10 protein-coding genes are annotated in these 14,742 nt (G+C 41.5%); 2 read left to right on the top strand and 8 right to left on the bottom strand.

Features of this window, described 5'->3' with window-relative positions; translation table 11 throughout:
- The first annotated feature begins 132 nt into the window (after nucleotides 1-132).
- Nucleotides 133-1,053: a YitT family protein gene (locus tag ACTQ53_RS04395; protein WP_441932202.1), complete on the top strand. Its 921-nt coding sequence runs from the start codon at nucleotides 133-135 to the stop codon at nucleotides 1,051-1,053.
- A gap of 60 nt (nucleotides 1,054-1,113) precedes the next feature.
- Here the strand turns inward: ACTQ53_RS04395 and ACTQ53_RS04390 are convergent, their stop codons facing one another.
- The 5 genes from ACTQ53_RS04390 to ACTQ53_RS04370 form a co-directional block, all read right to left on the bottom strand.
- Nucleotides 1,114-1,755: a DedA family protein gene (locus ACTQ53_RS04390; RefSeq protein WP_441932201.1), complete on the bottom strand. Its 642-nt coding sequence runs from the start codon at nucleotides 1,753-1,755 to the stop codon at nucleotides 1,114-1,116.
- Between the two features lie 168 nt (nucleotides 1,756-1,923).
- Nucleotides 1,924-3,639: a glutamine--tRNA ligase/YqeY domain fusion protein gene (locus tag ACTQ53_RS04385; RefSeq protein WP_295348259.1), complete on the bottom strand. Its 1,716-nt coding sequence runs from the start codon at nucleotides 3,637-3,639 to the stop codon at nucleotides 1,924-1,926.
- 289 nt (nucleotides 3,640-3,928) lie between these two features.
- The gene (locus ACTQ53_RS04380) at nucleotides 3,929-4,318 is read right to left on the bottom strand and encodes a hypothetical protein (protein ID WP_153126149.1); all 390 of its coding nucleotides are present in this window, start codon (nucleotides 4,316-4,318) and stop codon (nucleotides 3,929-3,931) included.
- 62 nt (nucleotides 4,319-4,380) lie between these two features.
- Nucleotides 4,381-4,989: a phosphatase PAP2 family protein gene (locus ACTQ53_RS04375; protein ID WP_294972007.1), complete on the bottom strand. Its 609-nt coding sequence runs from the start codon at nucleotides 4,987-4,989 to the stop codon at nucleotides 4,381-4,383.
- A gap of 119 nt (nucleotides 4,990-5,108) precedes the next feature.
- Nucleotides 5,109-7,025 (bottom strand): LTA synthase family protein, encoded by a 1,917-nt coding sequence (locus tag ACTQ53_RS04370; RefSeq protein ID WP_441932199.1) that lies wholly within the window; start codon nucleotides 7,023-7,025, stop codon nucleotides 5,109-5,111.
- Nucleotides 7,026-7,217: 192 nt separating this feature from the next.
- Here ACTQ53_RS04370 and ACTQ53_RS04365 point away from each other — a divergent pair, with 192 nt between their 5' ends.
- Nucleotides 7,218-7,652, top strand: a complete 435-nt coding sequence (locus tag ACTQ53_RS04365; RefSeq protein WP_153126155.1) for a helix-turn-helix domain-containing protein — start codon at nucleotides 7,218-7,220, stop codon at nucleotides 7,650-7,652.
- 59 nt (nucleotides 7,653-7,711) lie between these two features.
- Here ACTQ53_RS04365 and ACTQ53_RS04360 read toward each other — a convergent pair whose 3' ends face one another.
- The 3 genes from ACTQ53_RS04360 to ACTQ53_RS04350 form a co-directional block, all read right to left on the bottom strand.
- Entirely contained in the window at nucleotides 7,712-8,329 is a 618-nt protein-coding gene (locus ACTQ53_RS04360) for a sigma-70 family RNA polymerase sigma factor (RefSeq protein WP_441932198.1), read from the bottom strand.
- Between the two features lie 135 nt (nucleotides 8,330-8,464).
- Nucleotides 8,465-11,458 carry a PD-(D/E)XK nuclease family protein gene (locus tag ACTQ53_RS04355; protein ID WP_441932197.1) on the bottom strand — a complete coding sequence of 998 codons (2,994 nt, stop codon included), beginning with the start codon at nucleotides 11,456-11,458 and terminating at the stop codon, nucleotides 8,465-8,467.
- A 54-nt stretch (nucleotides 11,459-11,512) separates the two neighbouring features.
- A complete protein-coding gene (locus ACTQ53_RS04350) occupies nucleotides 11,513-14,707 on the bottom strand; it encodes a UvrD-helicase domain-containing protein (protein WP_441932195.1) in 3,195 nt (1,064 codons plus the stop codon).
- Nucleotides 14,708-14,742 lie beyond the last annotated feature (35 nt).

The following is a 14,742-nucleotide window of genomic DNA, read 5'->3' as shown; positions in this document are numbered from 1 at the left end:
CTACCTTCTGCAAAATTATAAAAATATATTGATATAGCCATGCTTTTTATCGATTTTTTTGTTTTTTTTATTTTGTGTTGTCTCTAAAAAGCAGTAACTTTGCACACGAAATCAAAATATACATAATTATATATGACTAGAAAAAGTAAAATTCACGAAATCCGTGATTACATGATTATTGCATTGGCAATGATTGAGGGGAGTATCGGTCTTAACATTTTCCTGCTTCCAAACCATATTACGATGGGTGGAGTAGGAGGTATCGCTTCCATCCTGTGCTGGGGATTCGGCATTCCGGTATCTGTATCCTACTTCGCACTCAATGTTTTCCTGCTGATTATTGCCTTTCGTATCTTAGGCTATCAATTCTGCCTTAAAACCATTTATGGAGTGGCTATCTTTGCCATTACCTCGCGCATTATTGAGACCCAGACCGTGGGAATGACTCCTCTACTGCACGACCAACCCTTCATGGCAACGGTTATCGGTGCATTCTTCATGGGAAGCAGTGCTGGACTTGGACTTTCAGCCAATGGTTCTACGGGAGGTAGTGATACGGTAGCCGCCATGATCAACAAGTACTGGAACATTTCATTGGGGCATGCTATCATGATTTGTGACCTCTGCATCATTACCAGTTCTTATTTTGTTCTTCAATCTTGGGAACAGGTCATCTATGGCTATGTCTGTCTTTTTGTGGTATCGATTTGTGTAGACCATATTGTCAACACACTTCGCCGCTCGGTACAGTTCTTCATCATTTCAGATAAATATCTGGAACTGAGTGCAGCCATCAATACTGCAGCCGATAGAGGATGTACTATCATGGATGGTCATGGATGCTATAGCGGCAAGGATGTACACATGCTCTTTGTGTTGGCCCGACAGCGTGAATCGCAGAAAATATTCCGTCTCATCGATGAAATAGACCCTGCAGCATTCGTAAGTCAAAGTGCCGTTATTGGTGTGTACGGTGAAGGATTCGACCGTTTTAAAACCGGCAAGACTATCAGTATTCCTGGTAAGAAGCTTGTTGCAAGCTTTAAATCATAAAAAAAGCGGGGGCGTCATGGATATATGGCGCTCCCGCTTCTTCGTTTCAGTATATTGAAATTATTTTTTCTTCATTCCTTTATAGACAAGGAAAGCTACTACTATCACAGCCAAGCCCAGGATGATATAGCCCAACTCATGGCTGTATTTCAAGGCCTGCTGATAAACATCCTGTGTGGTCTTATAATCAGTATACTTATAAATACCCCATCCGATGGTAGCCAGAACCGTATTCCATACACCTGCACCTATTGTGGTATAGAGCAGGAATTTGCCTACATGCATACCTGCCAGACCGGCAGGAATACTGATAAGCTGACGGACAGCAGGCACTAAACGACCAAATATGGTAGAGGCAGCACCATGCTTGCGGAAATACTCTTCTGCCACTTCAACCTTCTTGCGGTCAATCAGGCACATGTGTCCCAGGCGGCTATCTGCAAAACGATAGATGATAGGGCGACCCACCCATTTTGCCAAATAGTAATTAATCAACGCACCGAGGTCTGCACCGACAGTTGCAAAAACAATGACCAGAAGGAATGACATTCCACTGTTTGGATCCATCGCCTTCCACGCTGCTGGCGGAACAACAACCTCAGAAGGAAAAGGAATGAACGAACTTTCGATAGCCATGAACAGTGCAACCACCCAATAGCTCAAATTATCTAGAATCCAAAGAAAAAGATCTGCTGTATTCATTATCCTAATATAATCTATTCTTGTTTCGCAAGTTCAGAAGTTAAAGAAGTTATCACTCCCTTCGGTCGTTCGGGAAGTTAAGAGACAATAGTTATCTTGCGTAAAACGTAGGACATTTGTCCCTTAACTTCCCTAACTTCCCTAACTTCCCCACATGCGAAAGTTCTGTTATTTATTCTGCTTAGCCCAAGTGTCCTTTAAGCCAACAGTCTTGTTAAATACAGGTTTTTCTGCTGTGCTGTCAAGATCAGCCATGAAGTAACCGATGCGCTGGAACTGGAGATATTCACCAGGCTTCTTGCCGGCAGCATACTCCTCAACATAGCAGTTCTTGTAATCGTGGAAACTTTCCGGATTGAGCAGCTCACGGAAGTCGCGCTCATCAGCAGAAGGATTCTCGATGGCAAAGAGTCGGTCATATTCACGAACCTCAGCCTTTACGCAATGGTCAGCAGATACCCAATGGAGTGTACCCTTCACCTTGCGGTTAGCACCTTCCATACCGCTCTTGCTGATAGGATCGTACTCAGCCTGAATCTCAGTGATAACGCCATTCTCATCCTTGGTACAGCCTGTACACTTCACGATGTAAGCGTTCTTCAAACGAACTTCCTTACCAGGAGTCATACGGAAGAACTTCTTTGGAGCATCTTCCATAAAGTCAGCACGCTCAATCCAGAGATTCTTTGAGAAAGTAATGGTATGTGAGCCATCAGCCTCATTCTCAGGATTATTGATAGCCTCCATCTCCTCGCTCTCACCCTCAGGATAGTTGGTGATGACAAGCTTAACCGGGTCAAGCACAGCACTTACACGACAAGCTTTCTTGTTCAAGTCCTCACGTACAGAAGCCTCCAGGAGAGCCATATCATTAAGGGCGTCAAACTTGGTATAACCGATACTGTCGATGAACATGCGGATGCTCTCAGGAGAATAACCACGACGGCGCATTCCGCAAAGTGTAGGCATACGAGGATCATCCCAACCGTTTACCAGATGCTCATCCACCAATGTATGAAGCTTACGCTTACTCATTACAGTATAGGTAAGGTTCAATCTGTTGAACTCAATCTGACGTGGACGGTTATCATTCAAAACATTGTCTGTGCCATCCTTTTCCTTCAAGAAGTCTATAAACTTATCGTAGAGAGGACGGTGAGGAACAAACTCCAAAGTACAGATAGAGTGGGTTACACCCTCAAAGTAGTCACTCTGTCCATGAGCAAAATCGTACATTGGATAAGCATTCCACTTAGTGCCTGTGCGATGATGAGGAGTATGAATGATACGATACATGATAGGGTCACGGAAGTGCATGTTAGGGTTAGCCATATCGAGCTTGGCACGCAGCACCATACTTCCTTCCGCAGCCTCAGGTGTATTCATCTTCTCAAAAAGAGCAAGGTTCTCTTCGATAGGACGGTCACGGTAAGGACTGGCAGTACCAGGAGAAGTAGGAGTACCCTTCTGCTCAGCAATCTGCTCAGCAGTCTGCTCGTCGATATAAGCATGACCTTTCTTGATCATCCAGACAGCAAACTCCCACAACTTCTCAAAATAATCGGAAGCATAATATATATTACCCCACTTAAAGCCAAGCCACTGAATATCCTGAAGAATATTTTCTACATATTCATTGTTCTCCTTACTAGGATTGGTGTCATCGAAACGGAGATTACATACTCCATTATATTTCTCTGCAACACCAAAGTCCATACAGATGGCCTTGGCATGACCAATATGAAGATAGCCATTTGGTTCTGGCGGGAAACGGGTTTGTATTCTTCCACCATTCTTACCTTCCTTGAGATCTTCCTCAACTAATTGCTCGACGAAAGAAAGACTTTTCTTCTCTTCAAGCTTCTTTTCCTCATTAATTGCCATATATCTTATTTATTATATTGTTATTTTTGGTGCAAAGATACAAATTTAATTGCAAGTACGGAAATTATCTAAACATTATTTATAATATCAGTATGGAATATTCTAAAACATGTTCTTAAACATATAAAAATATTTGTTTTTCTCGTGTAAAACAGCTACCTTTGCAACCGTTATCCTGAATACAATCTTTTTACCTTAAAGAATGCTAATACTTTAAATAGAAGCACCCCCACTGTGAAGTGGAGGTGCTTTGCTTTTTATATCATTCTGTAAAGTGAATTCTATCGCTTTACTTGGTCTCAGCTGCCTTACGGAAAGTCTCATTCTTCAACAAAAGAGAGCCCTCTTCTGCATCAATAACAGCCTGATCCTTAACCTCTGCATCCAAACCTTTACGGACAAGATTGATATTGACTGTAGAATTCTCTGGCTTAACCATGAACTCCCACTTGAAAAAGTCCTTGTCAAGACCGGTTGTCTTTACGGTAAAGTCGCTATTGATAGTAATGATACGCTTACCATCAGCGCTCTTGTATTCACCGGCAACCTTCTGCTGAGTAGCAGAATCTGTGATTACTTCTACAACAGGTTCAGCTGCTGGAGCTTCCTTCTTTGTCTGCTGGCATGCTGTGAATGCAAACAGTCCCATGGCAATGGCCATAAATGTCATTTTTTTCATAATCCTTATATTAATTATATGTTTATAAATAAATTTTGTCGTTCCCAGACAGAGTCATAGACTTATCTTATGTTTATACCGTACATCATCAGTATCCCACTCGCACAGATGATAATCCATATAGATACCAGCCCAGTCAAGATTGGTACATAGGAAAAGCGCAGGTAATTCGTTGGCTTGAAGCTATCCGTATATTTCCTGAGGAAATGCTGGAAGACATAATAGCAGAGTGTAGCATAGATGAAACCGATGACTGTTCCTACCAACACATCGCCAAAATAATGCACTCCCAGATACATTCTGGAGTAGCAGGTTATCAGCGCCCAAAGACAGAGAAACAGAGTCAGTTTACTTCTCCGTACAAGATGCCTCGCAAAAAAAGCCATTCCCCATGCATTGGCTGCATGGGATGAGGGAAATCCATAGGCTCCACCACGATACCCCTGAACAATATGAACCATCGGGGAAATCGGATTGTCGGGATTGCTCGGGCGCATTCTTCCTATCATAGGCTTCAACAGACCTGAGGCTGTCTGATCACAGAGCGCAATGATGAGTGTTATTACTATCAGAGTGGTAAGCACAACCTTGACAGGAAAGCTTCTGACCATGACAAAGAGAAAGCTTGCATAAAACGGAACCCACACGAAACGATCGGAAAAAATCAACATGAAATAATCCCAAAAGTCACTATGAAAGCCATTGAAAAACAGAAAAATCTGCATATCAATGTGTTCTAATTGTTGAATGAATTCTATCATTTTTCTTTCTTTATCTTACTGATTTTATTCTATTTTTTGCTTGCTATATCATCATACAGCTTCTGCAAATAAGCCTGTCCGCGCTTTAAATTATATCCTTTTCTACCTTGATCATACACTATCTTCTGTGTCTTGTTGTCATAGATGATTGAATTGTCTTCAGAAACCATACCAAATGCATCCGGCACATCAAAGAAGGCAAACTTAGGCGTTGCATCGCTCATCATGTTCTTGCTGAACAGGAAATCCTGATGCTTCACACCCAGCTGTCCGAGAAGAGTTGCTGCAATATCGTTCTGTGAGCCTACAAGTGCCACCTTCATAGGGCGGGCAATAGCACCACCTGTCAGGATAAGCGGTATCTGATAACGTGATCTGTCAAAATTATCAAGATGTTCTTTATAACCACCCACATGATCAGGAACCAATACTACCAATGTATTCTTCCATCTAGGAAGTTTGCTATATTCTCTCATAAGATGACCTATCACGCTGTCTGTATAGGCAAAAGCATTCAGACGCTTGTCCTTCAACCGGCTATATGGCACGTCAAACGGCTCATGACTGCTGGATGTCTGGAAGATGCGCAACATAGGATGCTTTACATGCTGTTCCTTTTTCAAATCAGCCAGCAACTTTTCAGCCACAATATGATCGTGCACTCCCCATTTGCTCAGCTTATCTTCAATCGGGAAATCAGCATCAGATATTATCTTCTGATATCCTTGCGAAACAAGATAAGAACGCTGGTTGGCAAAATCAACATCACCACCATAATAATAAGCATTCCGATAATTCTTAGCCTCAGCTAAAGAACGGGCTATAGAAGGAAGCTGGGCAGTCTTGGCAGGGTAGCGCATGATGCTCATTGTTGGCTGTGCCGGATAACCACTCAGAATGGAAACCAATCCTCTGTCTGTTCGGAAGCTGTTGGCATAGAAACGCGTAAAGAGGATGCTCTTCTGCGCAATTGAATCGAGCTGGACTGCTACATTCATCACCTTGCCCATAGACGGCATGATGTCGTTGGCAAAACTCTCCATGATGACAATCAAAATGTCGGGATTTCCCGTCTTTCTTGCCTCTTCATTGAGAAGAGGGTAGGTATTAACATCACTGGAACTGACAAGCTCTTTGAAAAGCTTGTCAGCCTCAGCATTATCCATATAGCGATATTGAGCTGCAAAATCTTCCTGATGCGAAAGCGACTCAAACAGACTGAACATAGGATTGACAGCTGCATGATTAAGAAATGCATCCTGACAAAAATAAGCCTTGCCTGTATTATTCGTCGACACTGTAACTCCACCACGGATAGGAAGGAAAAGCAATGCTGTGAGCACTAACAGAATGAGCGATGAACGAAGGCGATGACGCTCTATATCGCTATCATAAGAGGAACGGTGTCCACCACGGCAATCACCGAATCCATAACTCGTATATCTGCTGCGATAAGTTTTCTTCTTAATGGTAACACGAAGTATAAACCATACACCTATAGCAGAAATAAGAATTGCTAAAAATGCCAGGATGATGTAAAGGAAACTTACACTAGCCAAGGCGTCTTTAGGCGAAGTGAAAAAATAGAAAAGCGGTGTACTGTCCAGAGGAAAATTCCAATACGGATAAAGTCCTAAGTTCAGTGCAAAAAGGAATGCCCCCATGAAGGCGACAATACCGAAATAAATATTCAGGATAGGGTAAACCAGTTTCTTCCGAATCCAGATAGACACCAGAAGCAATAAACCGGGAATAACAGAGAGATAACCTGCCATTCCTAAATCAAGCGACAACCCATGCCAGATTACCTGAGGCATATAGTCCCAAATATTTATTGTTTGAGGAGCTGTAGAAGACTTTTCCAAAAGAAGAAAAAGAGGCTTCTGCACCACGAACAATATCACCAGAATAACGTATGTTTTTATGAATGACAATATCTGTTTCATATCCTAAATTTCATTTATTTGTATATTAACTTGCGTAACATTTTCTATATAAAAAGATGTATACGAATGCAAAATTAGCCATTTTATTTCACATAAACAATAATTTTCTCTTCTTTTTTTTAAAAAAATGGAAAAAAATTTGGTAAATCAAAATATATTTACTAACTTTGTTGTATCAAATTTATTACAGATATGGCTAAATATAACATTCAACCTAAAAAAGAAAAGATGGCAAGGTATCAAACCTTGTTGAGCGAGGAGACTAAAGACCGCCTCCACGATGACATCTTGCGTATGTTGGTTTCAGAACAAAAGTACAAGGATCCTGCATACAATTCACGCAGACTTGCAGAGGATTTGGGAACAAATTCCCGCTACATTTCTGCTGTTTGTGCAACAAGATTCCACAAGAACTATTCTGAACTTGTAAACGACTATCGTGTAAACGATGCAATGTCATTGCTTACTGACAAGCGATATGCCAAAATGAGTGTAGAAGACATTGCAGAAATGGCTGGTTTCAGTACCCGTCAGAGTTTCTATGCAAACTTCTACAAGCGCATGGGCATAACTCCTCGTCAGTATCGATTGAACCAGAAAGCGAAATACGAGAAAGCAAAGCAATAGAAACAGAAAACTCCTAGCCCCTGGGTATAACCCGGAAAGGCTAGGAGTTTTTGTATCCATTATTTTCTCAAGAAATGTTTCAGCACCTTGCTGCTTGCATTTTTAGAAATCTTACGTATGGCCTTGTCTCTGATTTGACGAACCCGTTCTCGTTTCAAACTCATATCATCAGCAATTTCAGCTAATGTCTCATGATGAATTCCAAGTCCATAGAACTTGCGAACCACTTCTTTTTCACGCTCATCAAGCAAATCCACACAATTATCCAAATCTTTCAGCATTTGCTGGAAAGCTACATTATCATCAGCCATATTCACATCCTGATTCACCAATATATCAAGAAGTGTGTATGGATTTCCCTCGCTTATTGGCTGGTCGATAGACACAGCCTTGCTGGCATTGCGAGGTGCATACTTCTTCTGATCTTTTGGTATCCGATAAAGTGCCGTCTGCTTATCAACAGCCTCCTGCATGGCTTGTCGGATGAAAGGAGCTGCATATGAAACAAATCTGGTACCACGGGAAGCATCAAACTTCTGTGCTGCGGTAATCATGGCAAGCGTTCCTTCGCTCACCAAATCATCAAATTCCATTCCCTTACCACGGAACTGATTGGCGACAGCCTTTACGTAGTTCTGGTTTTCACTAACCAATATATTGCATTCTTTTTCTGTCATAATATATTCATTTTTTAGTAACAACAAGTCCTTCTCTTCAAAAGAAGGTTTCTTTTCTGCAAAAATACAGAGAAAAATTGAATCTTACAAATTTTTCTCCGTTTTTTATTCAAAAAGTATCCTTTTTCCATATTCTTACTTACAAAGACCAGCATAAGGACATGCAGCACATCTTTCTTTATCAGCGGTTGGGCGGAAAGGCAATTCTTTATTGAATATATCAGAGAGGATTTTCATGATACCCTCCCAAAATTCATCCTTATAATCTGCTACATTCTCTATATAACTACCTCTGCCAAGTTTCAGCGTCGGATCGTAATCTTCTGCTCTTGCATTCTGAATAAAAAGAAGTCCTGGCGATACCGGGTCCTTAGCTGGATTGAGAGAAGTGGACTGACTTACAATCAAGGCATAGAGGATGGTCTGCAGATAGTAGTCAGTATGCTTGCGCAGCATCTCCGGATTGAACACCTCTGCAATTTCAGCAGGATGAGAAACGGGTGCTCTACCTGTTTTATAGTCGATGACACGAATCTTCTCTGCCATATTTTCCAATCCTGGTTTGCCATTTGCTGCAACGGAATCCAACCTGTCGATAAATCCTGATAGGGTAATATTCTTATCACCACAGGAAGTAGGCAGGACAAACCTTGTTTCTATCGGTATCTCCAAACCGATAACAGTAAATGGTGCCTGACGACAATCTATAACCAATAACTGCTTCAGATAATTGGCTATCACCTCTCTGTTGATAAGTTGCAGTCCATTATACTTTGGCTGATAACCATTACTGCTAACCTTGAACAGCTCTTCACGGAAAGCCTGATCTACTATACGATAAATCAAGGCTTCGTTTTTAATGGCATTCTCAAAATCGGCCTTTGTGATGATGATAGGGTGGATGAGCTGTTCCTTACCATCCTTATCCAGCTTGACTGCAGATTTTGGGGCAAACTGCAGGTATATAAGTTGGGCGGCACGATGGAATATATTTCCGAATATCCGGTTGTCTATCTCGTCTTCATCAATGAGATCTGGCTCTTCCAGTTTCTCTATATATCTATAGTAGAAACGCTTTTCGCATCTCATGTAAGTATTGATGAAAGTAGGAGATATTTTCCAATGTTCATTCAGTTTTTCCCATATTGTTTCTGTCTTATCTACTTCTTTATATTCATCGCGACAAGGAGTCTGACCGAGTTTGAATGAATGACGGTGTACAGTATTCTTTCCTTCTATCATCAACTGCAACATAAAGCGACTCATTTCGCCAGTCTGTCCTTCTTCTGTAGCATTATTATAGGTGAATGTCAAATGTTGGCAACGCTGTATCATGCGATAGAAATAGTATGCAGAGATAGCTACTTTATTGTCAATGGTCGTCAACCCGTAAGCTTTTCTTATAGAATAAGGTATAAACGAAGCATCGTTGACACCCTTTGGCCACTTTCCTTCATTACATGATAAGACTAGCATATAATCGAAATCGAGATTTCGGGTTTCCAAGACTCCCATAATCTGAATACCTACAGCTGGTTCGCCATGAAATGGGATGCTGGTTGTCTGGAACAATTGCAGAATCAAGCGCTCCAAGGTTATTGTATCAACCTTTAAATCGCCACTTTCTACAAGTCCTCTCAGACGATTGATTACAGTATAAGAACGGAAAAGAGACTCCTGGAAAAGCTGGTCCACATTCTGCTGCTTCGTGTTATAGCCAATCTGTTTGAGGATATCTATCAGATAGTTTAGCAATCCCATATTATACTCATCAAGATTCTCAACCTTATCTATATCTCTGAACAATATGGCGAGTCCTTCATCCTCATTCATGATGAGTGTACTTCTATCTGGATAGAACGTCTTCCTTGATTCCAACTGCTCGATAACCTGTAGGTTGAGCTGCGAAATATAACGGGCATAAGGATGGCGCAGGGTGGCAAGAACCTGATGCAGGCGATAAGTATTGCTAGCCTTAGGATGCCCGATGCCCTGCAATTGGATAAGCTGCTGAATCAGACTGTAGAAAGGCGTCTGCTGCAAAGGATATCCGATTGTTATATTCACATGTTCTACCTCCTTTGGGAGAGAATGTAAAACAGTAGGGAGTAAGCTTTCGTCAGCAAGAACAATAGCCACATTGCCAGTCTCCTTGCACAACCCGTTCTCTTTTAGCCAGGTATGTACGAATCTAGCCTGAACATTCTCTGTTGGAGCAGAAAAATAGTTGATTCTCTTCTTCCTGGATAAATTATTATATATGTTCTCCGCAGATTGACCAGACTCGTTTCCGTTTTCATTTGCTTCCAGCTTGCTTTTGTCAGAATCGGCGTCAAGTTCGTTCGGAAAATACTTCAGATTCTGGCGAATATAATGACCCGCTTCATGGTTGTTATCCATATAAGCCTTGTCATAATCCCAATAGAAGACAGCCTTTTCTTCTTTCATCAACCTGTAGCATAATTGCATCTCTACCTTCTGCAACATATTAAAGCCGACGAAAACATACTTCTTGTGTTCAAATTTGAGATTTTCATCAGTCACTACCTGGCGATAAAGCGCACCTTCATAGGCAAGCCCCTGCTGAGCGAGACGACTGTTGAAATCGTTGTAGATATCGAGGAAATGACTCCATAATTGGAGAAATCGCTTTTTCAATTCCGAATTGTGGTCTTCCGAAAAATTACTGAAGAACCTCTGAATCATCTTTTTCTGATCATCAGTCAGATAGGAGATATCATCAAGCTCATGAATATCTTTTAAGTTGGAGAACACCAGTTGCGCATCTGCCATATTTTTATCAATATCGTCAAAATCGGTAATGAGCATCTGACCCCAACCGTAAAAATGGTCAAGAGTTTCATCAATCTCAGTACATTTCACAAATGATTTATGCAAATCGCATACCAGCTTGATAGGGTCAGCAACCTTCAGTGGACTGTTCTGTCGGAACAATTCACTGATAGTTATATATGAAGGAGACCATATAGCCTCATGTTCAATTTCTGCAAGATAGGTATCCAGAAAGAGAGAGGCACGTTTGTTAGGGAAGACGACAACGATGTCGCTCATGTCCCTGCCATATTTCTCTCTCAAATCTCTTGCTACTGATTTAAGAAATGGTACCATAGCTTTACTTTTATTTCTAGTTTTGAGTATCAAAAACTTATTTTGTCAAAATTATTATCTTACTTCAACGACCTTGTTGGGATAAACATACCAAAGATAACCGGTGATATTCTGGTATCCCATTTCACGCAACAAGTTCATATATCCACGAACCTGTTCCTGATGTTCTTCCTTTGGTTTACCAAACTTGAAGTCAACAACTATCGTTTCATTCTCGTCTCTCATCACTCGGTCTGGTCGGAACTTAACAGCTTTTCCATCCACATATTTCACGATAGAGCATTCGTTCAATACTCTCCAGCGGTCAGAGAACCAGTCTTTTACCTGAGGAGAGGCAAGGCGCTGCTTAATCATCTTTTCCAATCTTTCATTGGATACGTTGTCATCGTAGAGAATACCATCTATTTCCAATTGTTTGAGGGCACTTTCTACATCGGCTGAAGTCTTGATAGTAGAAAAAATGCTATGCAATACCGTACCCATTTTGATGTAGAACTTCTGCTGTTCTTCAGCTTCATCACCCTCTACAAAGTCGCGACTCTTATTACTCTGCTTGAATTCCGGCAAATCCGGATTAGCACAAAGTACGATATCTGTCGGTTTCTCATCTTTCATGAAGACGTTCTCCGATTCTTTCTTCTCTTCGTGATTTTCTTCTTCTACGATGAGTTCACCGTAAGAGAAGTTGATATCTTCAGAAGACTCAGATCCTATTCCCGATAATTCTACAGGAACCCCAGTACTCTCCAAATTCCTGGCTACATTCTGAAGAACCGATTCTATCAAGTATGCGCGACTGTTCTGATTGCCTCGCTTACCCAATACAAACAGACTATGGCTGGCACGGGTAAAGGCAACATAAAGCAGATTTAGATTGTCAACAACATTCTGGAGATGCTCATGATGATAATCCCCCTCATAGATGGATTGCATCATGGCTTTTGCATTGAAGTCTACCGGTACGAGGGGCAGTTCATTGAATGGTTCCTCCTGTGGCTCACACCAGATAGTATTCATTTTTTCCAGTTTCCAGTCGCAGAAAGGCATGATTACATAATCAAATTCCAATCCTTTACTCTTATGGATGGTGATAAGTCTGATTCCGTTAATTCCATCACAATGAATACTTTTCTCATGAATGGTATTGTCCCATTCCTTGAGAAAGGCATCTATATCGCTGCTGTTGTCTACCAGATATTCGTTCATCTTGTCATAGAAAGCACAGACATAAGCGCTTTGTTTCTTCATATCCTTTACCTTATTCATCCCCAAGGTAGCATAAAGAATCTCCGTAAGCTCAAAGAGCGGTTTTTCCAGCAAGGTAGAACGCTGTTCCAATAATGTTTCAACCAAATGAGGATCCCTCAGATACTTGATTGCATATTTGGCGAGGGTAGCCTTTGCAATGGCATCATCCGGACAAGCCATGAGGCGCAATGCCACAATGAGGGTAGAAACAGCTTGGGAAGCATCCAGTCGGAAAGCCTCATCTGAGACCATCAGAAAATCTGAATTCTCCATAAAATAGGCAGCAATATCCTGAATGGCTTTATTGCTGCGCACCAGAATGGCAATCTTATTAGCTGGAACACCCATAGCCGTGAGCTCAGTTGCTATTTCCAGCGACTGCTTCATCATGCTTTCCGTGATGTCTTCTCCTCCAAGCAACTGCACTTCTACATATCCCTTTTTGCCCTTCTTCTCTGGTACTTTCTGACAAACATCGGCATAAGCATTTACCAATTGTTTTACCTGTTCCTGGTTAGAGTCTTTCAGCAACTCACACTCCTGCTTGGCTGCTTCTACAAAGAAAGCATTATTGAAGGCGATGATGTTGCGGTCTGAGCGATAATTGGTATCAAGAGTTTTCATTTCGAGCGACTTGGTTCCACCAAACTCATTCTCGATATTATTGAGTAATCGCCAATCACCCGATCTCCATCTATAGATACTCTGCTTTACGTCTCCCACGATGAGATTTCCCGCATTTTCCCTGCTCATGGTTTCCTCCAGCAGAACCTTGAAATTCTGCCATTGTATGGTACTGGTGTCCTGGAACTCATCTATCATCACATGATCAAGTTGAGTTCCTATCTTTTCAAAGATAAAAGGCGAGTCGCTGTCTTCAACCAAAGCATGAAGCAGAGTCTGAGTATCACTCAACAGGAAACGGTTGGCTATCTGGTTCAGTTCTCTCACTTTCTGGTCGATGCTACCCAGCAGGCGCAACTGGTTGAGATGCTTCATCGTAAGGGTAGCGCTCTTGTAGTCCTTCACCCATTCCGGTCTTTTCTCTTCCGAGAATTTCAAGATAGGATAAAGCTTATCAGATACAAACATAAACAGAGGTGACTGTTCCTTTACATCGCTTTTCTTGACCCAAGCCTCCGGACTTTCATAACATTTATGGAAGGTGGCGTTTATCAAGTCATCTTCATCATATTTGCCATTCTTCAACTTATTGAAATAGCTCCAGATTCCCCTGGTTTTTCCAGCCAGATCATCAGCAGTATATCCACCTTCTTCAAGACTATCAAAGAAAGTTGCGGCAATCTCCTGCAGCTTCTCTCTTGCCTGGCTTCTGATTTCTTTCATCTTGGCAGTAAATTCCTTGAAGAATCCTTCCTTTGACATGCACTGATTCAGAGCATCAGAATTTTCCTTATAGTAATCCTTGAAGATATTCTCACCAAATTTCTTGATGGGGCCTATTACATTCCAACTTCTATCATCGTCAATACTTTCCTGAATGTAATCCAAGATCCAGAAGAGTAGACGGTCAGTACTGGTTAAACTTTCTATCAGTTCATCCACAGCCTGCTGTTCTACCTGATAATCGTTCAATCCAATACGCAGATTAGCTGTGAGATCCAGTTCTCGAGCCAGATTACGCAATACCCCCTGAAAAAAAGTATCAATGGTCTGTACGCGGAAGTAATTGTAGTTATGCAAGAGGAGTCTCAGGGCTTCTGCTGCATTCTTTCTTATTATTCCTTCTGAAAGATGGGGCAAGGCAATCTTGATTTGCTCAAGATAGCCATTCGATTCTTCCAGTCCCTGCGCAATACCATAGAGCTGACTCAATATACGCATCTTCATCTCTTCTGTTGCCTTGTTGGTAAAGGTCACAGCGAGAATGGTGCGATAAGCCATCGGATTCTCTATCACGAGAGTCATGTATTCTTTGGCGAGAGTGAAGGTCTTGCCCGATCCTGCACTTGCCTTATATACAGTTAATTGTGAATTCATATATAACGTTGAATTTTATCTTATTTTTAAGTTTT

The sequence above is a fragment of the Prevotella sp. Sow4_E9_plate genome (assembly GCF_052116205.1).
Taxonomy (GTDB): domain Bacteria; phylum Bacteroidota; class Bacteroidia; order Bacteroidales; family Bacteroidaceae; genus Prevotella.
Note: the sequence above shows the minus strand (reverse complement) of the source record. Positions and strands in the feature narration are given on the sequence as shown.